The organism is Leptospira licerasiae serovar Varillal str. VAR 010 (assembly GCF_000244755.1).
Classification (GTDB): Bacteria; Spirochaetota; Leptospiria; order Leptospirales; family Leptospiraceae; genus Leptospira_B; species Leptospira_B licerasiae.
The window spans coordinates 376,146-400,475 of sequence record NZ_AHOO02000005.1 but is presented as its reverse complement, the minus strand read 5'-3'; the positions used below and the strand labels follow the sequence as shown (position 1 = coordinate 400,475).

Sequence of the window (24,330 nt, the reverse complement as noted above, 5' to 3'; positions counted from 1 at the left end):
TATCGAGATCCTTGTCCTTAAGAAGCTTCCTTTTGTAGCATGTCCGCAGCAAACGCTTCTTCCAATTGACGGACAGCGTTTTTGGAATAAGCGATCAGTTCTTTTTCGTTATGTCTGAGTTTGAATTGGTCTTTGACCATTTTTTCATCATAATCCCGGAACTTTTGGATGAAGTATTTCACTTCCGAAGGTAAAAATCCCAGATCCTTTAAAGTTTCTTCCGCAAGTTCGAGAGAAGAAGCAAACGTATCTCTTCTTATAGTTTCAATCCCAAGTTCCATTAGATCAAAATAGTGAGATCTATTTCTAGCTCTAGCTATGATCCGTAAGTTCGGGAAATTCTCCTTAGCCATTTTGGCGATTTTTACGGATAACTCTGCATCTTGGATAGCAAGTACGAGTATCTCCGCATGGGCTGCACCTGCTGCAGTTAATAGGTCGAGTCTACTTGCGTCTCCATAATAGATCTTATGACCGAATTTTCTGGCAGCATTAACTTGATCTGCGTTATGCTCTAATGCTGTGAATCTTATTTTATGCAGGTATAACATCCTGGAGATGATCTGACCGACCCTTCCAAAACCTGCGATGATCACACGATTCTTTTCGTATATGGGATCGGCCGGCCTTTCTTCTTCTTCGTGTAAATAGGGATCTATTACTTTTTCCTTAATTATCCCTACAAAAGGAGTAAGTATCATAGAAGCTGTGACGATGACGATCGAATAATCCGCAGTCTCTTTGGAAAGAACGCTGAGTTGAGCTGCCACATTCAGAATGACGAATGCAAATTCCCCACCCTGAGAAATACTAACTGCAAGATTGGAAGAAGAATCGGAAGTAAGTTTTGCGATCTTTCCTAAAACAAAGAGGACAATCCCCTTGACGGACATTAATCCGAATGCAAGACCGAAAATCAAGAACGGATGATTTATCAGGATGTCCAAATTCATCGACATTCCAACTGCAAGAAAGAATAATCCTAACAATAGTCCTTTAAAAGGTTCTAAGTTTGCTTCTAACTCGTGTCTGTATTCCGAATCTGCGAGTAGCACTCCTCCTAAAAAAGAACCGAGTGCCATGGAAAGCCCCACCTTCTCCATTGCAAAGGAAACTCCAAGTACTAACACTAGAGAGAGAGCTACAAAAATTTCATGATTCCCTGTGGCTGCGATCATTCTGAAAAGAGGCCTCATTAAAAAACGACCGCTTAAAATCACTAAAAGGATCGCTGCGACTGCTGTTCCTAATTTATAAAAATTTAAACCATTATGTGCGGTTTGTCCGGGTTCCAGCGCTGCTAAAGGGAGAATTGCCATCACTGGGATCACTGCCAAATCCTGGAAGAGAAGGATTGCAAATGCTGATCTTCCGTAAGAGGTATTGAGCTGATTTTTTTCCGCCAAAGATTGAAGAGCAAATGCAGTGGAAGAAAGTGATAAACTCACCCCTAAAATAATGGAAGAAACGAATCCTAATTGAAACAGATAGCCGATCAATCCGCCTAATAAAAGTGAAGAGATTGCTACTTGAAAAAATCCCATTCCAAAAACCGGTTTTCTGAGCACCCAAAGAGTTTGAGGTCGGAGTTCCAACCCGATCAAAAAGAGCAATAGTACCACGCCGAATTCTGCAAAATGCATTATCTCGGTTCCCCCGGTCACGAGTCGGATTCCGTGAGGTCCGATCAGAATTCCTCCTACGACATAACCTATAATGGAGCCGATCCCTAATTTTTTGAAAACGGGAACACATAGAACGGCCGTGCTGAGTAGAATAATGGCAGTAACGAGTAGACTTTTCTCTTCCATCAATGCTCTTCCTTTTGATTTGGATTAATTTTCATTAGACATTTTACGGACAGGTTATAAAACCACTTTTCCTATGTATGATTCTTCTTCTCAAAGAGGAAAACGCCATAATTATTTAGGATTAATATGAGGAAAAATAGGTTTCTTCATTAGATTTGCGTTAAGAAATATCTTTCGGGCGAAAATGAGTGGATGATAAACAATACTAAAAAAAACAAAAATTTATGATCCGCAAATTAAGATTGTCCAGATTCATTTTTTTACTTTGTGTTTATTCGTTCTCGGGGACACTTTTTTCTCAAGATTTAAAGACCAAGGAGACATCCGGCAAATCCGGAGGGACGATAGTCCAAACTAAGGAAGAAAGTCTCAAAACCGATCCACAAAAATCTTCCGAAACAAAGGATGAAGAGGAAGAAGGTTTTAAAAAAGAGGAACTGAACCCTAAAAAGAAAGATGATCTAGTGATCCCGATCCAATTCGGATTTTTCATCGACGGTTATTACAATGCGAGTCTGAATCGACCTGCTTCTAAAGAACTTTTATATACCACACAAGCAACTCGTACTAACGAATACAATATCAATCTGGCCTATCTGGACGCCAAAGTAGAAACTGATAAATACAGAGGTAGATTCGCAGTCCAATTCGGTACATCAGTTGTCGCAAATTATTCCGGAGAAGGGACTACAGGCAAAACTTCGAACGAAACATCTATTCGGAATATGCAAGAGGCTTACGGAGGTGTTCGATTAGGAAAATCCACTTGGTTGGATGCGGGGATTTATTTCGGACATCTAGGATACGAGTCTTGGATCTCGCACGAGAATTTCGTTTATACTCGAGCATTCTCTCTGGACTACGTACCTTATTACGTTTCAGGAGCAAGACTGAGTGGAAAGATCAGTGATAAAGTTTCCTATCAACTTCATTTGAATAATGGATACCAAGTTGTTACGGACAACAACAAAGACATTTCTGGAGGTTTCCGATTAGAATGGAACCCTTTGGGTAACTTGATGTTCCGTTGGAATACTTTTGTCGGGAATGAACAGCCTACTTCCGTTCCGAAGGAAACCAGATATTATAATAACTTTATCGCAGAATGGAAACCGTTCCAACGACTTACATTAGCTTCCTCTTTTGATGTAGCCTATCAAGAGAGGGCGAGTAGAGAGGATCTAGTCTATACTCCGGAAGGACCGATCTATGTTCGTCGAGACGGTACTGCATTTAGGCAAACCTATGTTGGAAATTTATGGCTTGCTTATCGATTCTTACCTGATTGGAGAATTGGTGTCCGATTAGAAAGATACTTAGATCGAGAACAGATGATAATAGTCACAAACACTAAAGACGGTTTTCAAACAAGTGGTGCGACAGCAACGTTAGATTATAATCCGGATCCTGCCGTTTTAGTGAGGTTTACCTACCAATATAGAAGATCGATGGATTCCATTTATCCTCACGAGAATAATACTTCCAAACTAGACCGCATGTTTATTTTCTCTCTTTCCCTTAAAATCTGAATTTTTCCGAACGAGTCCTACAAGATCTGTTCAGGAAATTTTAGAATTTTTCTAAAAAAGATTGAACAAAATTAAATTGTATGCAATCTATTTTCTATGTAACTAGGAGGTGCCCACCCGTGGCCCAGAATTTATACGAACTAACCGCTACTTTAAACAACGGATCCGAAAAAAAATTACAAGATTATAAGGGAAAGGTCCTATTGATTGTTAATACAGCAAGCCAATGCGGATTTACACCTCAATACAAAGGACTTCAGGAAATGTACGACAAGTACAAAGGAAAAGGTTTGGAAATATTGGGATTTCCCTGCGACCAATTCGGTCACCAAGAACCTGGAAACGACGCTGAGATCCAAAACTTCTGTCAGGTAAATTTCGGAGTGAATTTCCCTCTTTTCAAAAAGATAGAAGTGAATGGAGAAGGAACTCATCCGGTTTACCAGTACCTCAAAAAGCAAGCTCCAGGGCTTTTGGGAAAATCCATTAAATGGAATTTTACTAAGTTCTTGATCGATAAACAAGGAAACGTGATCAAAAGATTCGCTCCTATGACTCCTCCGGAAAAACTGGACAAACAGATCGAGGAACTTCTTTCCAAGTGAATTACGAATCCTTAAAGTTAGAGAAACAGATTTGTTTCCCGCTTTACGCTTCTTCCAGGGCGGTGACTGCCTTGTACAGGCCGCTTTTGGAAGAGTTTGGCATTACTTACCCTCAATATCTTGTTCTTCTAGTCCTTTGGGAAACGGATAGAATCCCTCTAAAAGAAATAGGGGAAAAATTATTTCTGGATTCCGGAACACTAACTCCTCTTCTTAAAAAAATGGAATCCGCCGGTCTTTTGACTAGAGATAGATCGGATCTGGACGAGCGTTCTCTTGTGGTTAGCCTGACTACAAAAGGAAAAAAATTGCAAAAAAAAGCGGTTTGTATCCCGGAACGATTGTTGGAAGAATCAGGTCTCACCACGGAAAAGGTGCAAGGCCTGAAACGGGATCTGGACGACCTTCTTATTATCCTAGACCAAAAATTAAGAAATTCGGCGTGACAAATCCGTTTTATCAAAAACTATAGAGCCGCTTTTTTAAATAGTGCGCTCGCGCTAAGGAGTTAAGAATGAAACGCCAATTATCCGCAATATCATTTGCTGCGGTACTTATTTTCGGAGCTTGTTCTTCCGATCAAAAAAAATCGGAGCCGACTTACGTTCCGAATTCAGACATTCGTGTTGTAGAAGCGAATATGATCAAGGAAGGAGATAAAAGAATAAAAGCAGAAGCTGTTTTAGGAACTCCTACATTCGAAGAAAACACGCAAGATGGATCCGTTTTAGAATGGTATCTTGAATCCACCACTTACCAAAAAAATTCGTATAAAACTTTATCTGAAAAACCTTCTAGAGTGGATGATAGCACTAAGTTTATCAAAGTGATTGTAGATAAAAAAGGAGTGATCAGAAAATACGAATACAAACTCTGATTCGAACTTAGACATATAGTCTGTCTTAAAACTTTAGACCCGACTTTATATCTACAAAAAAGGCCGCGATTTTCAGCGGCCTTTTTTATTTTCAGATATCGTCTTCCATCAGATCAATCCCCGCAAATCCTAAAAGAAAGTCTAAAAATTCTCCGAAATTAAATCCTACTCGAATACCGTATCGAATGGAAATATAGAATTCCACTTCGAATAAAAATGAGGAAGGATAATCGTCTTTGTTTTTAGGATTTTGGGCCAAGAATGTCTGGATTGCCTCGTTCTTTTTTTGAGGATCTAGACTCTCTAAATATTTTCGAAAGAAGGCTTCCTTTTTAGCCTTTCTTCTCTCCGAGACCGGATTATTATAAAAACGTAAATATTTAATTTCGTAACTTTTAGAATTTAGTCTTTCGTCGGAAAGTTCTGGAGTAGGATTTGGGTCCTGTTCAGATTCAGAATTTTCCGGAAGTAATAAAAAGTTATCATTTGTTTTGGGATTTTGTTCTTTTGTTTCTTCTTTTTGCGGAGAAGTCTCGGTCGGAGGCATGGAATGGAACTTTTCGCCGCCCAAAAATCCAAAGATCAATTGTTGGGATCTATACGGTCCGTAAGTTCCACCTCTTAATCCGTACCCGGTGCCTAAGTCTCTTTTTCCCGGTTCCGATTCTCCGCCTTGGAAAACGAATCCGGTTGCAAGAGGTCCGATCCTAACCCCAACTCCGTAACCCGGAGTCTCCACTCCCGCAGTAAAAACGTCCGCTAAATCTTTTTTTCGATGAGACCAGTAAGTTGAACAATCGATCACTAAAAGACCCAAAAGAAAAATACAGAAAAAATGTATGATGAGTCTTTTTTTCATTTTGGGAAATAGTCTGACTTTAGTCGCCAAGATCGGCTTTCCGCTAGGCTCTCGGTTTCATCAGGAAACGCAATCGTAAAAGTGGAGAAATTTTATTGGTTTTCTTCCTCTAGTCTTATTGAAAAGTATCCCGGATATAAAAATTAAATTTGGAACGAATAGATGAACGAATTGGAAGAAACTCGAGTCCGCCATAAAAACATCGCCGTCTTCGGAGGCGGGCCGATGGGAGTTCATCTTTCAGTATCATTGGCAGAAAGAGCTGATCGACTTTTTCTTTGGTACTTCGATAAGAAGAAGGCGGATCGTCTTCAAAAAGATAGATCCGCAGAATTGTTGGAAGAATTTGTTCCGCTTGCTGACAATATTATCGTTACAAATGATTTCGATTTTTTATCGCAAGGTTCTTGGATTATCGTTATCGCTGTTCCTTCCAGACAAAAAGAAAGTGTGATCGATAGGATCTCTTCATATCTTTCCGAACAAGAAGAACATACTATCATTTCTTTCACCAAAGGTTTGGTTTCCACTTCTACTCGTAAAAAAACGAATGCTATTACTTTCTCCGATTACGTGATCAAAGTCAGAGAGATGAAAGAAAGCCTGAACATGGAATATGTTGCCGTGGCAGGACCGAATCTTCTGGCTGAGATGGCTAAAGGAAAACATAGCTTTTTCTCGATTGCATCCACAGGAGAAAGAGCTTCGGAGATCATGGAAGATCTTTTTTCAGGTCCAAAAAATCATATTAAAACTTTTGAAGATATTCGGACCCTAGAGTTATTCGGGGTGATGAAAAATCCGATAGCGATCGCTTGTGGTCTTGTGAATGGAATTCCAGAATGTGGATCCAATTTTGAAGGCGAGTTGATCAGCTTAGGTTTTTCGGAAATAATTAGTCTGTTAAATGCTTTGGAACTTCCCACAAAGCCTGCTATGGAATTCGGACTCGCCGATCTGATCACCACTGCGACTTCCAGAGCTAGTCGGAACAGAGCTTACGGACAAAGATTTATCCGCAAACTGATCTCAGGGGAAGACTCTCCAAACCTTCTCGAAAGGATCGAGTTATTTTTAAATCCGAAAGAATTTATCCAAAAAGAAATGAGTCAGAGTGAAACGCATGTAGAAGGAGCCTATGCGCTTTCTACCATTTTGGATCTGGCGGAAGAGAAAAAAGTGGAACTCCCGCTTTTTACGACTCTCTTCGAAGTCCTTACGCGAAAAGTTTCTCCTACGGAGATGATCCGATTCGTTTCTAAATCTACCAGCGACGATATTAGGAATATCTCTAGGACAGCTCGTAAAAGGTTCGGATTGTCTCTGGCATCCGGGAAGGAATTCCAACAAGCGTTAAGAAGAAGGGTGCTTCGACATGTTCATTCCCAGCCTGGGTTGTCGGATCGGATCTTAAAACAGTCCGGATTACAGATCAAGTCATTGGAAAAAAGATATTCTGAAGCTGTAGAGACGGAGGCGGGAACGGATTTGATGCTTCTTCCGAAAGAAATTGAGCTATGGAAAGAAGCAGAAAGAGCTTATGAAAACGGAAAAAGTAGGAACTTGGATCGTTTAGTGGAGTTTTATGTTTCCGAAATTTCGGATGAATACAGCCCTCTTTTTAGGGAGTCCCTCATTCATTTGGTAGCTCCTGCACGTTTTGCTATCGGTGGTTTTAAACCTGGAGGAGGACTTCCTAAGATCGGCGGTAATATCAAAGAGATCAAAGCTCTTGCTTCCAGATATGATATTTTATACACTCCAACTCATAGGTCCCATTTGGATTCTATTGAAGTCGCTTTCGGTCTGAGATGGCTCGGACTTCCCGTTCCAAGATACGCTGCTGATAAAAAAGTAATGGGAACGCCCGGACTTGCAAGGGTTTTAAAATCCTTGGGCGCATATATGGTGGATAGAAAAAGGAATAGAAATCTTCTGTACTTGGAATGTTTAACCCAATATTCCACCATGATGCTGGAAGCTGGAATTCCAACATTGGTATATCCGGAAGGAACAAGGTCCAGAACAGGCGGAATTATTCCGATCAAGACCGGGATCCTTTCCACATCTGTGGATGCGTTTAAACATACTGGAAGCGAAGTGATCGTAGTTCCTATTGTTCTTTCTTACGAAAATGTCCCGGAAGATGTGGAGTTTGCAGGAAAAGATACTCATCTTTCTTTTAGGGATTTCTTATTTAAAAGAACGGAAGTGTATATGGATCTCTGCGAACCGATTCCGGTTTCTAGATATATCCAAGAAGATGATCCTACTCTTTCTATTTCTATGGAGATCTCCAGGTCTTGGCAGGCTCACCATAAAATTCTTCCTAATCACATAGTAGCAAAACTTTTGATGGAAGCTGGTGGAGAGATCAGTTCTTCCGATCTTAGCAAGATGATAGAAGAAATGATCCTAACCAGAAAAGGAAATTATCTGACCAAGGACGTTTCGGAAATTATGGATCGTGGACTTAAGGTCTTAAATTCCAGAAAGTTTATCAAAAAAGAAAACGGTCAGATCAAGGCATTAGAACCCGAACTTCTGCAATATTATGGAAACATGGTACCGGACCCGACCTAGTCGGGTCCTACTTTATTAATCTACTTTGATCTTCGATGCGATCAAAACTGCTCTTTTACGAAGCATAGAGATGGATTCATCTTTATCGGAATAGGTAAGAGCTACTCCCATCCTTCTGTATTTTTTGGTGATCGGTTTTCCGAAAATTCTCAAATCAGATTCAGGCATTTCGCAAGCCTTATCTAATCCTTGGACATTCGGGACTTGGCCTTCCGTTTGGGCGAGAATGACTGCGCTTGCCCCTCTTCTTACCAAAAGAATTTCAGGAATAGGAAGACCTAAAATAGTTCTTACATGCAATTCGAATTCGTTAAAACTTTGAGTACCGGCCAAAGTAACCATTCCGGTATCATGAGGTCTGGGGGAAAGTTCCGAAAAGTATACATCATCTTTGGTTAAGAAAAACTCTACTCCCCAAATGCCAGCGCCGCCCAGATCTTTCGTGACCTTCTCCGCCATTTCTTGAGCTGATTTAAGTTGTGAATCGCTGATCTCTGCAGGTTGCCAACTTTCTTGGTAGTCTCCTCTTTCTTGCCTATGGCCGATAGGAGGACAGAACAAAGTTTTTCCAGACTTTTGGGTTACAGTCAACAAAGTGATCTCGGATTCAAAGGAAATAAATTCTTCTATTATAATCTCTGAAGCGCCGGTTCTTCCTTTAGTTTGAGAAGCGATCCAAGCCGGCTCGATATCCGACTCCGTTTTGATAACCGACTGTCCTTTTCCGGATGAAGACATCAAAGGTTTTACAACACAAGGTATACCTATGGTCGCAATTGCCTCCTTTAATCCCTCGAAGGTGGAAGCGTATTTATACTTAGCGGTTTTTAGACCTAAGGTTTGGGAAGCAAGATCTCTGATTGCTTTACGGTTCATCGTAAAGTTAGCTGCCTTGGCGCTTGGAACTACTTGGTAACCTTGTTTTTCGTATTCGTAAAATCTTTCGGTTCGGATTGCCTCAATTTCCGGAACGATTAGATCCGGTTTATGTTTGGCAACGACTTGATCTAATGCGTTACCATCCAACATATCGATGACTTCTTTTTCATGAGCGACCTGCATGGCGGGCGCGCCATCGTAACTATCGACTGTAATTACATATTGGCCTAATCTTTGGGCTGCGATTACGAATTCTTTTCCAAGCTCGCCTGAGCCGAGCAGAAGTATTTTCTTTCTCATAGGTTCTTCTGAGAGAATTTTAGAATAGGAAGGAGAATGGAAAGGAAAAAATGAAGGCTTAGCCGATTTGCAATGAATACAAACCGGCCTATGGAACGATTACTTTTTCTTTTTAGTAACCACGTCAAAGTTTTTATATTGGATATACTCCACTTCGGCAACATTCAAACGGTAGATCCCTTTGGTAGAATGCACCAACATCGTATTTCCTACCTGAGTTACCACTGCTCCGTATAGAATTGTTTTGTCCAACTTATGAATTGATTCTAAAACACTGTAATATTTTTTGATCTCTTCTTCGGAGTCTAGTTTTCGAGAACCTGCATCCGATTCCAACTTGTCTAGAGCTATATTCAGTTTTTCGCCTTGCTCCTTCTCTATTTCTTTTGCTAAACTTTTGTTGTCCAAACTACCGGATATCAGGTCTTCGTTTACTTTTACTAAGGTTTCCAGATCGGCACTTTCTCTAGGATCTTTTTCGAATTTTCCTTTTTGAACAGTACGAAGTAAATCACTTCTAAAACTTTCGATACTTTGTGCGATTGCAGCATCATCCAATCGATTCAAGATTGTTTGAGCAAGTTGGTCGAATTCAGGTTTGACTTCCGCCTCTTCTTCTTCAGAGATCACGATTTCGTTTTCTTCCAACAATTTCTGGAACTTTTGGTAGTTCGGATTTTCCGCGATTTTATCTGCAAGGATTTCCTGGCTAACTGGAGCCTTTAAGGTCATGGCAACCATTCCCTCATAAACTTTGATTTTTGGAAGTGTGCCTTGTACGACTTCGAACGAGAATGCAGTCCCACGAACACCAGCGATAGCGGTCGGTGTGGAAATTTTGAACTGTTCTTTCCTACTCAACTTATTTGTTTTTACAAGAAGAAGCCCGGTTTTTACCGCAAGAGAAGTTTCTTCCGAAAGATCTCCGTGAAGAGAATCAATACTCAGATTGGTATAAGATTTTAAGCGGATTACGTGGCCCAGGCCGGTCTGAAGATCGAGGGTTCCACTGTTTGTTTTGATGGTGTCGTTTTTTTGTAAGACGCTTCCTAAAGAAATAGGGATGAGCTTTCCGTTTCTTTCTACTTCTACTTTTCCGGTCAGGAAAATCACTACTAACCCAGGCTTGGAATTAGGTCCTAAAATTTTGGAACAGAAGTTAGAAGATCCGATGGATGTTACAATTAGGAGCAACAGGAAGAGTTTTCGATTCATTTATTTATTCCGCCTGGAAATAAAAAAATAGCTAAATTCGAATAACTTTTTCGAACGTATGAAATTTATTTCCAGTCTTAATAACAATTTGTGGTCCGGATTTTTGCAATGATTACGAAAATTCGACGGAGGTTCCTGAAGCATGTTTAAATCGATTTTTGCTCTTTTCATTTTACTTTTGATATCCCCTCTTTATTCAACAGAACGCGGAAAAATCAGGTATAATGGGATCGCTTATGATTTGCAGACCGGCAATCTATTGTATAAGGACTTTCACGAAGAGGTCTGGGAGAACGGCAGACATGTTAGTTCTATAATTACGTATAAGGACGCGGAAGGAAAAACTTTTGCGAAAAAGAAGATCAGTTTTTCAAAAAGCAGAACCATTCCTGAATTTGAATTGGAGGACTATAGAGACGGATATCTGGAAGGAGGGACATTGCAGGATGGGAACTACGTTAAACTATTCGCCCGAAGAAAATTAAGCGATACGATCCAAGAAAAATCCATAGATGGCAGCGGCTTATCCGCCTTGGATGGAGGTTTCGATTATTTCGTTATCGATCATTGGGATGAGCTCATGTCCGGTAAAAAAATAAATTTTCATTTTTTAGTTCCGGTAGAAAGAGACAAATTTCAATTCTCCGTCGAAAAAATTAAAGAAGGGGAATACAAAGGTAAGCCGGCCTTATTCTTAAGAATGAAAATAGCAAGCGCCATCCTTTCCGTATTCGTAAAACCGATAGATTTGGTATATGATATGGAATCCAAAAGAATTATGGAGTTTAGAGGTACCAGTAATATTAACGACGAAAACGGGAAAAGTTATAAAGTCAAAATTGTTTACGGATTCAGATAAGGTCCTAAAACCCTAACCTCCAAAATGCGAGTCCTTTTAACTTTATATTTTTTTGCATATTCTTCCCAGAGGTTTAGATCCTGGCTTATAGTATACTTCCACACATTCTCCCGAGCCGATAAGGGACATAGGGAAATACAAATGACGTAGGTAAATACGGATCTAAGCCTTGAAAAGAGGTTCATTTATCCGTCCTGTAATATTAAGGAAGCTGATCCTTGATTTTTCTTCAATCCTGAAGGTTTGATCTCCGATTTTAAATACACAGCCAGGGTCGAAGAATTAGGTAGGATGCGAATGATGGCAATCACGAATACGGGAATGGGTGAATTGATCCGAGACGGATTAGATCGTCTTGGTATTTTATCTTCCTCCAAAAGGGCGGAGATCACTCTTCATTCTACCAGCTTATTCGAACTGTATAAGGTAAAATTGCCTGACGGTTCTCAGCTTGCTATTAAGATCATTCCTAAAAAAGAAATGGCCGAATCTGAGGCAGAAGGTCTGGAACAACTTTGTAGGCTGGGCGTACGAGTTCCGGAGTATCTGGGAACAGTTCATTTAGGAAAAGTTTCCCTTCTTGCGATGGAATTTGTGCAAACAGGTTCTTCCGCTGGATTTAGAGAGGATCTGATCGCAAGTTTAAAGAATTTATATAAAAACGAATTCGGTTCTTGGGGCTGGAAAAGAGATAACTTTATAGGCTCTTTAAACCAAGCCAACGGTTGGTTTTCCACGTTCAGAGAGTTCTATTGGGAAAGAAGACTGAAGCCTCAGATAGAGCTGGCAAAAGGAAGAAAACTTCTGACAGATAAAGATTCGTTTGCGATCCGTGATATTTTCGATAAGTTTTCGGAAGATTGGGGATTGGACCATATAAAACCTAGAATGGTTCATGGAGATCTTTGGTCAGGAAACGTTTTGCAAGGTAAGAACGGTTTTGCCTATCTGATCGATCCATCCGTGGCGTATTCGCATCCGGAACAAGATCTTGCGATGTTACAATTGTTCGGAAGTCCTTTAAATTTGGAAGAGATGCAAGACATTCTGGCTACAGCGGGTTTGGATGACCCGGGCAATTTAAAGGATAGGATCCAATTCTGGCAGTTGTATCCTGTTCTTGTGCATATCAATCTATTCGGAGCTTCTTACTTAACTAGCCTCCGGCATATTCTTCGCTACTATGGCGTGAAATAGTTTTCTTGATAGAATCCATGTTTTCTGTTCTTTAGTAAGAAACCGACTTAGAACCGGGGAACGTCTTTGCCCAAAATCGCAAAAAAGAAATCGCCAACTTCCTCTAAACAAAAAGAGAAAAACTCTAAGTTAAATCTGAGAAAATCACCTTCTCAAAAAAGAGCTATAGAGAGGGTGGAATATATCCTAGATATAGTCGCCGATCTTTTAGACGAGGTCGGAACGGAAGGACTCACTACAAATCTGATCGCGCAGAGGGCCGAGATACCTATCGGTTCCTTATACCAATATTTTCCGAATAAACATGCTATCTTAAAAGCGGTCGGGCAAAGGCATTTGGAAAGAGTGAATTCTATGATCCTGAATTTTCTAGATACTCAGCCAAACAAGGCTGATTGGGAAAATCTAGTGGATAAACTCATAGATGCATTCGCTCAACTTTATAAATCAGAGCCTGGATTTATACCTATGTGGTCGAATAAAAATTTAGATCCCGAGTTAGTAAGCATAGATAGAGAGAATAACAGGGCAATCGCCAATTTTATCGCGGAGTTATTTTTCGGGGTCATTCCTTGGATGAAGAAAAAAGAGGAAATGATGGTCATGTCCAGGATCATGGTGGAAGTATCCGATTCCGTTCTTAGCCGTTGGCTCAGAGAAAGGCAAGACAGTGCGCTTGCAGACGGGATCTTACAAGAACTCAAGACAATGCTTAAAGCTTATATGAATTATTATATCCAGAGAGGGTCTAAATGAAGGCCTTTATTTTCGAATTTCCTCTTACTGCATTTATTGTAGCGCTCATCAGTATTTCTCAGATCTTACTTACAGTATTTGTTCCGGAAGAAATAATAAACGCATTCTTCATCAGTCGGCCGGGAGAATTTTATCCATGGAAATGGATCGGAATGGTATTCTTACACGCGGACTTCACTCATTTATTTTGGAATATGATCTTTCTATTTTTTTTAGGAAGGATCGTGGAATATAAAGTAGGCCAAGCAAAATGGTTACTTTTCTTTTTTATGGGGGCGCTTGTTTCAGGTGGTTTGGATTCTTTTGTAAGAGGAATGATCTTAGGAGAAAATCAACCCGCTATTGGAGCTTCGGGAGCTGTGTCTGGGTTAGCTGCGGTTGCTGCTTTGCTCTCTCCATTTTCCATTCGTGTTAGAAAGAGAAGTTATCCTTTTCCTGTTTTTGCAGTGGCCTGGCTTATGGTATATTCTGATATTACAAATTTATTTTCTAGGGACCAAGTCGCACATTGGGCTCACTTAGGTGGATTCATTTCCGTTGTATTTACCGCGTATTTTTTGAATAATAAGATCAAACGAGAACTGCATACCGGATTTGCTTTAAACTTAGTATTCGTAGTCTTACTCTTGATCTTAGGATTTTTTGTCGGGGCGAGATAGTTGATAGAAGTCCGGTTTACAGCTTACGAATACAATTCAAACGATTCTTTCTCCAATTCAGTCTATGAAATGAAAGGCTCAGAAGAATCGGGCTGGAAGATTTTAAGGAATTCTTCTTCTTATTTAGAACTTGGAAAAGGTTACAGACTTCTCAAAACCGAACTCTGCGGAATTTGTTCCACCGATCTGGACCGCAGATTTTTGCCTTTTTCACTTCCTCAAATCATTGGCCACGAAGTGGTCGCATCCGATTATCTCACCGGAAAAAAATACGTATTAGAAATTAATGATACGGTAGTTTCTAGGGGGGAAGAAGCGGATCCTTTCTGTCAGGCTGGGATCCCAACACATAGCCCAACCAGAATGGTGCTCGGAATAGATCGTTTACCGGGGGGATTTGGGCCTTATATTCTCGCACCCAAAGGAAACTTAGTAGAAACCAAACAATTAGAAGATATGGAAGCTGTTCTCTTGGAGCCGTTTGCCGCTTCTTTGCATGGTGTTGAAGTCTCCGTTAACAGGACAGGTGCCGGGCTCCGAAAAATCGCAGTCTTAGGTCCTAGACGATTGGGTTCTTTGGTGATCGCAGCATTGGATCTATATAGAAAAAGAAAAAAACTAAACTACGAAATTGTTTCATTCATCCGACATCAAAACTTGGCGGACCTATCTTTGAAAATGGGTGCGGATCAGGTTTTGTATTTTTCCGATTTGGGAGAAGGAGAAGTAAAAGATGGTCTGTTATTCCAAAAGAAAGTAGGAACTCCAACAACTGCGTTTTGGTCGGATTATAAAAACGCTTTCGATCTAGTCTACGAAACCACGGGTTCACCTTCCGGATTAGAAACTAGCATCTATCTTACCCGAAAAGAAATTCATAGAAAGACTACAAATGGTCAGGCATCTCTTGGTATTACTCATCTCACCGAGTTGGTGGTCGATGAGATTTCCGTTACAAATCTTAAGTCCGGTTTTTTGGATCTAATTTGGGGGATCAAAGCGATATCTCCTGCTTGGGTTTTTGTTTCTTCTTCTGCCTCCTTAAACAAAGAAGAAAAAGATCTCTTGGAGGATCTGGAAAATCAGGATCGGATCCGGATCTTTACCGGTTCCTTAGAAGAAGGAAATAAATTCTTAGAGTCCGAAAACTTTCCAAGTCCGTTGCCTAGATTCGATTTTGCAATTGTAGACTCTTCTTCCGAGTTGGACTTAGTGATACGTCCAGATAATAAGGAAGAAAAATCCCTGGTTCGACCTAGAGGTTTTATTTTGGTCCCTAAGTCTGCAAAACGGGAATCTAATTTGTTCTTAGATTGGATTGTTAGTGGCGGGATTTTGAGCACAAGTAGATGCGGAGATTTTGTTCGGACAAGGGAATATTTGGTATCGGAGCCAGGATTTTTAAAATCGGTTTCCAAAAACTTGATTAGCAAAGAATACGATTCCGGATCTATCCCGGAAGCGTATACAGACGCACGAAAACCAGAGAATATAAAAGTGGTTGTCAGACATAAAGCTTCCTGAGCGAGTATTTACTGACTTGCTCCCTATGGGTTGCTGCGGAAGGAATAAAAAACTTTGAGCAAACACGGTTTTTTTCAAATCACACAAAAGGTTTTTTTGAGAAAAGGAAAAGAACTTCTCATTCTTAGAGACCGCAAATCCGGATTCGGGGACCTTCCCGGTGGCAGGATGAACGAGGACGAATTTTACGGAGACTGGCTGGAAAGTTTGTCCAGAGAGTTAAAGGAAGAAATGGGGGACTCCTGCGAGATCAAGATCCACCCAAGACCTATCCTAATTCACAAACATAGAGTTAGCGATGGTAATCATCCATGCGTGATCGTTGCTTATCATGGAGAATTTATATCCGGTGAGATCGTTCTTTCGGACGAGCATGATTATATTGCTTGGGTGGACGCAGCCACTTACGATCCAAAACCTTTATTTTTCGAATATATGTTGGACGCTTTACAATTGTACCAAAAAGAATATGTTCCTCTGATCCCTGATGGCAAATTAGATCCTAAAGGATGGATAGCATGAGCCCGTTCGTTAGGAATGCACTCGCATCTTTAGTTCTTGTCCCGATCTTCGCATTTATCGGCTGGTTACTTTCCGCAGTTTCCTTAAGCGAAGAGGAATTCCAAAAAAGGATCTCTAAAAAAGAGATCAAATCAGTTTCCTTGGGTTGGGACAGAAGGTCCGGAAATTTACTCATCGTTCAGTTGGAATTCAAACCGGAGTATTTCACTCGAGAAGATAGATTTAGAGCCTGGTTAGAAGAACCTCTTGCTCTTGCAAAGGAAAAAGGTTGGCTCCAAAATTCCACAGTCGTCGCGTTTCCTCCTGAAATAGGAAATTACTTTTTCCTAATGGATTCCAGAAAGGAACTTTTGGATTCGGAAAATATCGACTCAGCTTGGAATTGGGCATTATTCTTCCAAAGGATCTCCGTTAAAAACTTTTCCCGTGTATTCGACGGAGAAGCGGTATCTTTTGAGATCGCACAAGATTCCAAAGAAAGATACGAAAGGATTTTCGGAGACCTAGCAAAGATGTACGGGGTTTCCATTATAGCAGGTTCGATTTGTTTACCTTCTCCCGAAGTAAAAGAAGGAAAACTTTCCATCAAGCATGGCGAATGGCAAGAAAGAGCGTATATATTTGATCCTTCCGGAAAGTTTGCAGAAGGTTCTTTGTTAAGGACCTCTACTCAAAAATCGGAAAGTGTACAAGTAGTAGGTTCTGAAAAAGAAATCCTTCCGGAAGTATGGGTGGCAAATTTACCTTCCGCCCGATTAGGGATCTTATTCACCGAGGATCTAAAATCCCCTCAAATGGAAGAGATCGTTAAAAAGACTTACGTAAGCAAATTGATCGGACTAGGTTCTCAAGAGGACGAAGGCAAGTTCAGAGAATGGATTAAAAATTCTTCTTTCGAATCCGGTGGTCAGGTTCAGTTTTCGGGCAAAGCTTATAACCAAGAATTTCCTGCAAAAAGTTTTGCAAAGACACGTTATGGTTCACCGGAGCCAAGTGAAGGCCAAAAAGGAACCCTGATCATTAATATCTTTTTTTAAAGAATTATTTGTCTCTAGCCTCTTCGTACAATTTGAGAATTCTCCAATCTTCTTCCGGAAAATCCAAATTGGTAAGATACAATCCACCTTTTTCATTCTCGCAAAGAACCTTGTTCTGATCCACAAGCCAGATCCTTTCACAAAGCAAAGGTAGAACCTGGCTTTTGCGAGAAGGTCCCCAAAGATGGACTTTTCCTGAATAGTTGGAAACGAATTCGTTTTTGCCCGGAAGCTTCCAAGGATTGATCTCTTTTCTGCTGATCGTAAATAGTTTACTGCTAGAAGGTTTGCCTTTTCCGAATTGTAACCTTCTTAAATGAAGCCTGCCGATTGAGCCGCCTAAATAGTATGCGGAATCCCCGGTGCCGTAATAGATCAAAGGACTGATGACTTCTTGGTCTATTCTTTCCACCGATTTTTTTTCCGGTTGGAAATAGTATAAATAATAAGAACCTGCGTTTCCGGAGAAAAGTAGAAAATCCTTTCCGATCGGATACAAATAGAATCTGGCTTTAAGTCCGGTAAAAGGTGGAACGATCTTTTCTTTTGAGACTACCAACTTGGGAGTTCTTGGCTCCACCGTTTTTTCCTCATAGAGTTGGTTATCTACGAAGTAGTAAATTTTAGAACCGTCGTCTGAGATCCCACCTCTGTTCCTACAAGAGATCTGCGCCCCGGATTCATAATGAAGATCATTATTTTTTAATGAAATAGCGAACAAGCGGCAACCGTTCGTCATCGGGTATTCCGCCAAAGCGAAGTTCGCATTTAATGAAACTGCAAGAGAGGCAGGGACCTCATCTAGACTTTTAGAGCCACTGGATCCGTCGCTTGCATCTCTCCAAATTAGTTTGCTATCTTCTAGATATACTAATCTTTTTCTGTCATAAGAAAGCTCGACGATCCTAGGAGTTTCCGGTTTTTCGGAGGAAAGAATTTCGTCGTCGGATTTCGGTTTTACCAGATAATCCTTTAACATACCGGACGCCTTTTCGAAATTTTGCTCTTCCAGTAGTTCTTGGATCTCTTCAATTAAACTTTCCTGTTTACTTTTACAATTCCAGGAAAGAAAAACCAACAATATGAAAGATAAGGCTCTGATCATTTTATAGAACGTGGATTTTGAGTTCAGGCAGTTTCCTCAGCCCAAGGCTCGTCCGATTGGACGCTGATAATATCTTTTGAAAATAATTTTCGAGCTCTGGCAGCTACATTACGAGTTTCCAAAAAGGAATATCCTCCCGAAAGTAAGGATCCGAAAATCGGTAGCCAAAATCCGTTTTTAGGTTTTGCAAACTTTTTCCCTTTCATCAAACTCTTTGCGATCTGGTATGTAGCATCCTGCAGAAGGTTCCAAGCCATCGGTCGGATCAACACCCGAGCCCCTGCATCTTTTAAGACGTTCCGGAAGAATGAGGTCTTGTCCTTGAACAAACAATAAGCCATAAGTTCGGGAGTCACCTGATGCTCTTTTCCATATAAAGCGGCGATGTCTTTTACCAATTTACCTTGGAGCCTTAAGACTAAAATAATTTCCGGAGCCAATGTAACAAGTCCCAAACGTCCTTGGGGAAGGGCGAGAGCAGCACTTGCAGCTCCTGTTTGGAGAGATGATTTTTGGGTCAACTCTTGGATGAGCTCATCCGGCGATCCTACGGTCTTAGCGTAAGGGCTGCGATAGGAATGTAGTCCGGATAAAAGATTCAGTATCTGATCGGAAACTGCGGAGAGAATCGAATTGTAGTTTTCCATGTAGAGGAGTAAGGTACCAAGGCAATGGGATACGGTTTCTATGTTAGACAGACTAGAAAAAATACAACAAAAATACCTCAAAATATCGGACGAACTCACGACTGCGTCCAATCCGGATGATTTAAAACGACTTTATAAGGAACGTTCCCGACTCACGCCCTTATTCGATAAAATTACCGAATACCAAAAGTTAATTCAGAACAAAAAAGATGCCGAAGAACTTTTAAAAACCGAAAAAGACGGGGATATGCGCTCTATGTACGAAGAAGAGCGCAAAGAAGCGGAAGAAAGGATAGAAAGTTTGGAAAAGGAGTTGGAGATCCTACTTCTTCCTCCAGATCCTAATTCCGGCAAAAATATACTGCTCGAGATAAGAGCAGGGACCGGTGGAGAAGAAGCAGGACTATTCGTTTCCGACCTGTTTAGAATGTACACCAAGTATGCGGACAAACACGGTATCCGTCATGAGATCATAGATTCTTCTCCAACCGGGATAGGCGGATTAAAAGAGATCATCTTCGCGATGGAAAACGATAGGGCCTATGATCTTTTTAAATTCGAAGCGGGAACTCATAGAGTGCAAAGAATTCCTGCAACGGAATCCGGAGGAAGGATTCACACAAGCGCTGTGACTGTTGCCGTTTTACCTGAAGCGGAAGAATCGGAGATCAATATTAACGAAAATGATCTGAGAGTGGATGTGTATCGTTCATCCGGATCCGGCGGTCAGCACGTTAACACCACAGACTCTGCGGTTCGGATTACTCATATTCCGACCGGGATCGCAGTTGCTTGTCAGGATGAAAAATCCCAACACAAAAACAAAGCGAAAGCGATGAGGATCTTGAGCGCCAGGATATTAGAAAAGCAGGCAGAAGAAAAGAAGGCCGCGGCTGATGCTCTCAAAAAACAGATGGTCGGTTCTGGAGATAGATCCGAAAGAATACGAACTTATAATTTTCCGCAAGGAAGATGTACAGACCATAGGATCGGATTCACTAGTCATAATCTTTCTGCTATAATGGAAGGAGATCTGGACGATTTGATTAACGCCTTAACGGAAGAAGACAGAGTCAAACGTCTCGCAAACTCACAAACAAATTAGAATCGTTTTAGACTTTCGTTCGTACAGCCGAATAAAGTTGATGTTTCCGCCTATAATTTTGCGATGGTAATCAGAATATGATACTAGAGATAGAAGAACCGCATCGAAGGATCTGCGGGGAAAGAATACCATTCGAAAATATACATGCGGTTTCTATGAGCCTTCCGGAAGTCGCGGACGTAATAGGTTACGAAGAAAAAAGAACGGAAACTCTATCCAGATTAAAAGCGGGATATCCTCGTTTTGTTGCCCATGCTTATGTAGAAAAAATCCTAGATCATAACAGAGAGACTAAGGGAGTCGACGGCCCTCAGTTTATCGTAAACTCTCGTAAAGCTGCCGATCATATTGTTTCCTTTTTTGGAATAGAAGGAGCAAGAATCATTGAAGACGAAGGGATCATCACCTTAACGATTCCTCCTCATAAAGAAAACGAATCCAAAATATTATCTTTCATCCAACATACGGGCTGTTTATTATCTTCCCGCAAAGCAGAAGATTACTTATTCAAGAAAGGACTTATAGATTCAGTTTATCAAGAAGAATCCAGAAAAGAAAAACCTTATCAAAGTGTAGAAGGATCGTTATCCGCTTTGTATCCGGGTAAAAACCTGCAAGTTTATCTGGCAACTTCCGGAATGAACGCAGTCTATGCTGCTTTTAGGACCTTAGATAAAGTCCGTGCGAAAGAAGGAAAAGATATCTGGCTTAGGCTCGGATGGTTGTACGTTGATAATATTAGAATATTAGAAAAATATTCTAGAGGTTCTCATATATTCCACGATGTGGTCGACTTAAAAGAACTAGAAGAATTCCTTTCTAAAGAAGGCCATAGAGTTGCCGCAATCCTTACGGAATCTCCTACAAATCCTCTCATCCAAGTCCCCGATTACCCCGAACTCAAAAAACTTTTAGAAAAATACGGAATCCCATTAATAGCAGATATCTCCGTGGCGGGCTCCGCAGTTGTGGATCTTTCTCCTTATGCGGACGTGATCGTGGAAAGTTTGACCAAGTTTGCGTCCGGACACGCAGATGTGATGATGGGTGCATTGTTTTTGAACCCTTCTTCTCCATATTTTGAAATATTAAAGAAGGATACTCCCGAGTTTTTGGAAACTCCTTATATCAGGGATTGTGAACGTATGTCCTTCGAGTTAGAAGGTTATGTTGAAAGAGTCAAAGAGATAGGAAGGAACGCTGCGATACTCGCAAACTTCTTCTCGAATCATCCAAAGATCAAGGCGGTTCATTGGAGCGGCTCCGAAGAAAATCACGGGAATTTTTCTAAGATCGCAAGAAATAAAGATCTTCATTGCGGAGTGATCACGATCGAGCCTGGAGTTCCATTGGAACCATTTTACAATTCTTTAAGATTGTTAAAAGGACCTAGTTTCGGGACGGAATTCACACTGAATATGTTGTACATGTATCTCGCCCATTATGAGTTAGTTTCCACAGAATCAGGCAGAGGATTTTTGAAAGAAGTTGGACTGGATCCAAGTTTGATCAGAATTTCTATCGGAAGAGAAAATCCGGATCTTCTAATCGAAGAATACAAAAAAGCTCTGGGGGATTAAACCCTCCAGAGCGAAAAATTTGAACGGTTCTAAAGAAGGCGCTTCTTAGGCAGCAGAACGAACGCTTTGTAGTTTACCGCCGGTTTCAGATTCGGATTGTAAAACGCTTTTATATAAGATCGGGAATAATCCAAATTTAGAAATTCCTAAAACATAAATCACTAAAACGGAAACGGTTGCTCCGAGTATCCAACCCAGTTGATGAATAATCACACTGGAGATAATCGCAAATCCCAATGCGCCTACAAAAACTGTCCCTAAGAACGCAATCGTAGAAGCAAGACCGGAAGTAGATTTTTTGACGGAAAATTCTCCGGAACCACCTAATTCCCAACCTTCTTTTTCGATTTTCAAAAGTGAAACGATCAGGATCGGAATTAAGATCACTCCCATTACGTATAGGGTGATCGCAACATCAGAGGTTAACCAGTTGATTGCTGTTGCCCAAGTCCAGGTTTGAAATTGCTCCACCGACTCTGAGAAAAATCTTTTATAACCCGTTCCATCCCATCCATGAACTAGGATGAAGAACATTCCGAAGTAACCTGCAGGAACTTGCAGATACGCTAAGAAATTTTTTCCGGCTTCTAATAATTTCCACACAACCCAGAAGCCTAAAATTCCTTGGGAAATATTCGTTAAACCGAATAGAGCCACAAGCCAACCTGGCATTGACTTGCCCCCAGCATGCATTGTTTCCCAACTTGTAAACTGCCAAACCAGATACAGACCGGAAGGTGCGAATAATAAACCTAAATAAAGAAGGTTGGAGATGAAGTAGGTATTCTTCCAAAATGGAAGCTTCTTCTCTTCCTTTTTGACAGAAGGTAGAGAACCTGCAGTGGTTTCTCCTGCCTGCAATTTTTTAATTTGGCGAGCTGCGGCCATTGCATAACCGGCTCCCAGGCCGTAAGCCCAAAAAACATCCACTTGAACCATTGGATTGTAACTCCTCACCTTGATTGGATATAAGAATGACATATCATTCAGTTTTTGTCAATAGGGCAAACTGAAAAATTTCAAAGAAAAACATGTTTTACTTTGGGGCTGAAATGACGGATCTGTCATTCCGATTGGATGGGAATTCATTAAACAGGGAAATTATGAAAAGAACAACAATAAGCTTAATGTTACTTCTCATCGTTCTACTTGATTGTAGATTTTTAGGGATCGGTTCCGATTCATTAGAGGATTTAAAGGCGAAGTATGCAAACTCGGAGTCAAAGTTCGCTCCGATCGGGGATCTAAATATCCATTACAGGGATGAAGGCCAAGGTCCAGTAATTATACTATTGCATGGGGTATGCTCTTCTTTACATACTTGGGATGCTTGGGCGGGATTACTAAAATCTCGTTATAGGGTTATCCGTCTAGATCTTCCAGGCCACGGTTTGACCGGACCTCCGGAAGATCTAGAAAAGTTAAATTTGGAAGAAGGCGTAGAAGTCCTAAATCGATTTCTGGAATATCTAAAAGTGGATTCTTTTTATTTGGTCGGAAATTCTATGGGTGGATATATCTCCTGGAATTATGCATTAAAATATCCTAATAAAGTCCAAAAGTTGGTATTGATAGATGCGGCCGGGTATGCACAGCCCATGCCTCCTATGATCGCTTTGGGAAGTAACCCGATAGTAAGTCCGTTTGCACGCCATATGCTCCCAAGTTTTATGGTAGAAAAAAGTGTGGATGAGGTCTATGGAGATCCTTCTAAGATCACACTTGAGATCAAAACAAGATATGTAGATCTTTCCAGGAGAGAGGGAAACAGACAGGCTTATAATTATTTTTTCAGGACTGCGCGGGAGAAGTTTACCGATCCGAAAATTTCAGAGGAGATCAAGTCGGTAAAAACTCCTACATTAATCATGTGGGGAAAAGAAGATCATTGGCTGAAATTAGAATATGCGCAGAACTGGACTAAGGATATTCAGAAATCCAAGTTCATCACTTACGAAGGTGCGGGCCATATTCCTATGGAAGAAATTCCGGAACTGACTGCAAAAGATCTGGTACAATTCCTTACATTATAAAAAGTAAATTTAACGTTTGCCCATTCCTTCTAACATAAGGGTGGGCATTTCATCCAACCAACGTTTCGCAAATTTGGAGTCCACCTTGGAAGAAAGGTTTATCCGTATCCCTTCGAACATCATAGCATTTACCGCCTGAGATGCTATACGAGTATCTAATTCTTTTCTTAAAAATCCTTTTTTTACACCGTTCTTTAGATACAACTCTGTAAGCCTTGCGCTTTTATCTATTCCCAATTGCACTTTTCTTTTTACAGTTTCGTCCAAGGCCATTGCTTCGAAAAAAACGATCTTTGCTTGTCTTGGGTCTTTGCTGAAAAGTTGAAATAGTTCCAAACCGATATTCTTTATCTGGTTTCTGTATTCTTCTATCGTATTTGATTTTTCAGGACTTTCTTTACGGACTACTTCTAATAATCCTAGAAGTATACGATCCACCAAAGCATGTAGGATATCTAATTTATTCTTAAAATAACGATAACAGGTCCCATGACCTATGTTTAATTTTCCGGCTATGTCTGCGATCCCCGCCTCGTGGTATCCTTTTTCGGAGAATACATCCAATGCTGCTTCCAAGATCTGTTCTCTTCTTGCTTCCGCTCTGTTGGCGATCGGACTAGGAGGCTTTGTTCTCATGTTCTACTTACT

The 24,330-nt window shown here is 40.7% G+C and carries 23 protein-coding genes; 15 read left to right on the top strand and 8 right to left on the bottom strand.

Features of this window, described 5'->3' with window-relative positions; genetic code table 11:
• Positions 1-17 precede the first annotated feature (17 nt).
• Positions 18-1,811 (bottom strand): monovalent cation:proton antiporter-2 (CPA2) family protein, encoded by a 1,794-nt coding sequence (locus tag LEP1GSC185_RS02355; RefSeq protein ID WP_008591711.1) that lies wholly within the window; start codon positions 1,809-1,811, stop codon positions 18-20.
• Between the two features lie 224 nt (positions 1,812-2,035).
• On the opposite strand from LEP1GSC185_RS02355, the gene LEP1GSC185_RS02350 reads away from it, so the two are divergent.
• The 4 genes from LEP1GSC185_RS02350 to LEP1GSC185_RS02335 all read left to right on the top strand — a co-directional run bounded on the left by LEP1GSC185_RS02350 (position 2,036) and on the right by LEP1GSC185_RS02335 (position 4,822).
• On the top strand, positions 2,036-3,340 hold the full coding sequence (locus LEP1GSC185_RS02350) for a porin (RefSeq protein WP_008590376.1): 1,305 nt from the start codon (positions 2,036-2,038) through the stop codon (positions 3,338-3,340).
• A 119-nt stretch (positions 3,341-3,459) separates the two neighbouring features.
• Entirely contained in the window at positions 3,460-3,945 is a 486-nt protein-coding gene (locus LEP1GSC185_RS02345) for a glutathione peroxidase (protein ID WP_008589563.1), read from the top strand.
• Positions 3,942-4,391: a MarR family winged helix-turn-helix transcriptional regulator gene (locus tag LEP1GSC185_RS02340; protein ID WP_008589838.1), complete on the top strand. Its 450-nt coding sequence runs from the start codon at positions 3,942-3,944 to the stop codon at positions 4,389-4,391. Before LEP1GSC185_RS02345 ends, LEP1GSC185_RS02340 begins: the two co-directional genes overlap by 4 nt.
• A 68-nt stretch (positions 4,392-4,459) precedes the next feature.
• A complete protein-coding gene (locus tag LEP1GSC185_RS02335; RefSeq protein ID WP_008590445.1) occupies positions 4,460-4,822 on the top strand; it encodes an LIC13410 family lipoprotein in 363 nt (120 codons plus the stop codon).
• A gap of 91 nt (positions 4,823-4,913) precedes the next feature.
• Here LEP1GSC185_RS02335 and LEP1GSC185_RS02330 read toward each other — a convergent pair whose 3' ends face one another.
• Positions 4,914-5,681, bottom strand: a complete 768-nt coding sequence (locus LEP1GSC185_RS02330) for an LIC13411 family adhesin (protein ID WP_029607927.1) — start codon at positions 5,679-5,681, stop codon at positions 4,914-4,916.
• 162 nt (positions 5,682-5,843) lie between these two features.
• Between LEP1GSC185_RS02330 and LEP1GSC185_RS02325 the strand changes: the two genes are divergently transcribed.
• Positions 5,844-8,264 (top strand): 1-acyl-sn-glycerol-3-phosphate acyltransferase, encoded by a 2,421-nt coding sequence (locus LEP1GSC185_RS02325; RefSeq protein ID WP_008590027.1) that lies wholly within the window; start codon positions 5,844-5,846, stop codon positions 8,262-8,264.
• 15 nt (positions 8,265-8,279) lie between these two features.
• Here the strand turns inward: LEP1GSC185_RS02325 and purT are convergent, their stop codons facing one another.
• Both purT and LEP1GSC185_RS02315 read right to left on the bottom strand, forming a co-directional pair.
• Positions 8,280-9,443: a formate-dependent phosphoribosylglycinamide formyltransferase gene (gene purT, locus LEP1GSC185_RS02320; RefSeq protein ID WP_008590884.1), complete on the bottom strand. Its 1,164-nt coding sequence runs from the start codon at positions 9,441-9,443 to the stop codon at positions 8,280-8,282.
• A 99-nt stretch (positions 9,444-9,542) separates the two neighbouring features.
• Positions 9,543-10,658, bottom strand: a complete 1,116-nt coding sequence (locus LEP1GSC185_RS02315) for a FecR family protein (RefSeq protein ID WP_008589456.1) — start codon at positions 10,656-10,658, stop codon at positions 9,543-9,545.
• A 142-nt stretch (positions 10,659-10,800) separates the two neighbouring features.
• Between LEP1GSC185_RS02315 and LEP1GSC185_RS02310 the strand changes: the two genes are divergently transcribed.
• The 7 genes from LEP1GSC185_RS02310 to LEP1GSC185_RS02280 all read left to right on the top strand — a co-directional run bounded on the left by LEP1GSC185_RS02310 (position 10,801) and on the right by LEP1GSC185_RS02280 (position 17,212).
• On the top strand, positions 10,801-11,517 hold the full coding sequence (locus LEP1GSC185_RS02310; protein WP_008591527.1) for a hypothetical protein: 717 nt from the start codon (positions 10,801-10,803) through the stop codon (positions 11,515-11,517).
• A gap of 300 nt (positions 11,518-11,817) precedes the next feature.
• Positions 11,818-12,714: a fructosamine kinase family protein gene (locus LEP1GSC185_RS02305; RefSeq protein ID WP_008596045.1), complete on the top strand. Its 897-nt coding sequence runs from the start codon at positions 11,818-11,820 to the stop codon at positions 12,712-12,714.
• Between the two features lie 66 nt (positions 12,715-12,780).
• A complete protein-coding gene (locus LEP1GSC185_RS02300) occupies positions 12,781-13,470 on the top strand; it encodes a TetR/AcrR family transcriptional regulator (protein WP_008589913.1) in 690 nt (229 codons plus the stop codon).
• Positions 13,467-14,129: a rhomboid family intramembrane serine protease gene (locus LEP1GSC185_RS02295; RefSeq protein WP_008590130.1), complete on the top strand. Its 663-nt coding sequence runs from the start codon at positions 13,467-13,469 to the stop codon at positions 14,127-14,129. Before LEP1GSC185_RS02300 ends, LEP1GSC185_RS02295 begins: the two co-directional genes overlap by 4 nt.
• Entirely contained in the window at positions 14,130-15,653 is a 1,524-nt protein-coding gene (locus LEP1GSC185_RS02290) for an alcohol dehydrogenase catalytic domain-containing protein (RefSeq protein ID WP_008591052.1), read from the top strand.
• Between the two features lie 54 nt (positions 15,654-15,707).
• Positions 15,708-16,175 carry an NUDIX hydrolase gene (locus tag LEP1GSC185_RS02285; protein ID WP_008589834.1) on the top strand — a complete coding sequence of 156 codons (468 nt, stop codon included), beginning with the start codon at positions 15,708-15,710 and terminating at the stop codon, positions 16,173-16,175.
• Positions 16,172-17,212 (top strand): hypothetical protein, encoded by a 1,041-nt coding sequence (locus LEP1GSC185_RS02280; RefSeq protein WP_008591761.1) that lies wholly within the window; start codon positions 16,172-16,174, stop codon positions 17,210-17,212. Before LEP1GSC185_RS02285 ends, LEP1GSC185_RS02280 begins: the two co-directional genes overlap by 4 nt.
• Positions 17,213-17,216: 4 nt before the next feature.
• On the opposite strand, the gene LEP1GSC185_RS02275 is transcribed toward LEP1GSC185_RS02280, so the two are convergent.
• Both LEP1GSC185_RS02275 and LEP1GSC185_RS02270 read right to left on the bottom strand, forming a co-directional pair.
• Positions 17,217-18,317, bottom strand: coding sequence for a hypothetical protein (locus LEP1GSC185_RS02275; RefSeq protein ID WP_008591459.1), 1,101 nt, complete (start codon positions 18,315-18,317; stop codon positions 17,217-17,219).
• 23 nt (positions 18,318-18,340) lie between these two features.
• Positions 18,341-18,964, bottom strand: coding sequence for a hypothetical protein (locus tag LEP1GSC185_RS02270; RefSeq protein ID WP_008590667.1), 624 nt, complete (start codon positions 18,962-18,964; stop codon positions 18,341-18,343).
• A 40-nt stretch (positions 18,965-19,004) separates the two neighbouring features.
• On the opposite strand from LEP1GSC185_RS02270, the gene prfA reads away from it, so the two are divergent.
• Together prfA and LEP1GSC185_RS02260 are read left to right on the top strand one after the other, a co-directional pair.
• Positions 19,005-20,069, top strand: a complete 1,065-nt coding sequence (prfA, locus tag LEP1GSC185_RS02265; protein WP_008589594.1) for a peptide chain release factor 1 — start codon at positions 19,005-19,007, stop codon at positions 20,067-20,069.
• A gap of 77 nt (positions 20,070-20,146) precedes the next feature.
• Positions 20,147-21,649 carry an aminotransferase class I/II-fold pyridoxal phosphate-dependent enzyme gene (locus tag LEP1GSC185_RS02260; RefSeq protein WP_008591563.1) on the top strand — a complete coding sequence of 501 codons (1,503 nt, stop codon included), beginning with the start codon at positions 20,147-20,149 and terminating at the stop codon, positions 21,647-21,649.
• Positions 21,650-21,694: 45 nt separating this feature from the next.
• Here the strand turns inward: LEP1GSC185_RS02260 and LEP1GSC185_RS02255 are convergent, their stop codons facing one another.
• Entirely contained in the window at positions 21,695-22,588 is an 894-nt protein-coding gene (locus tag LEP1GSC185_RS02255) for a hypothetical protein (protein ID WP_008589474.1), read from the bottom strand.
• A 164-nt stretch (positions 22,589-22,752) separates the two neighbouring features.
• Between LEP1GSC185_RS02255 and LEP1GSC185_RS02250 the strand changes: the two genes are divergently transcribed.
• The gene (locus LEP1GSC185_RS02250; protein ID WP_024863968.1) at positions 22,753-23,682 is read left to right on the top strand and encodes an alpha/beta fold hydrolase; all 930 of its coding nucleotides are present in this window, start codon (positions 22,753-22,755) and stop codon (positions 23,680-23,682) included.
• A 9-nt stretch (positions 23,683-23,691) separates the two neighbouring features.
• Here the strand turns inward: LEP1GSC185_RS02250 and LEP1GSC185_RS02245 are convergent, their stop codons facing one another.
• Positions 23,692-24,318: a TetR/AcrR family transcriptional regulator gene (locus LEP1GSC185_RS02245; RefSeq protein WP_008589625.1), complete on the bottom strand. Its 627-nt coding sequence runs from the start codon at positions 24,316-24,318 to the stop codon at positions 23,692-23,694.
• Positions 24,319-24,330 lie beyond the last annotated feature (12 nt).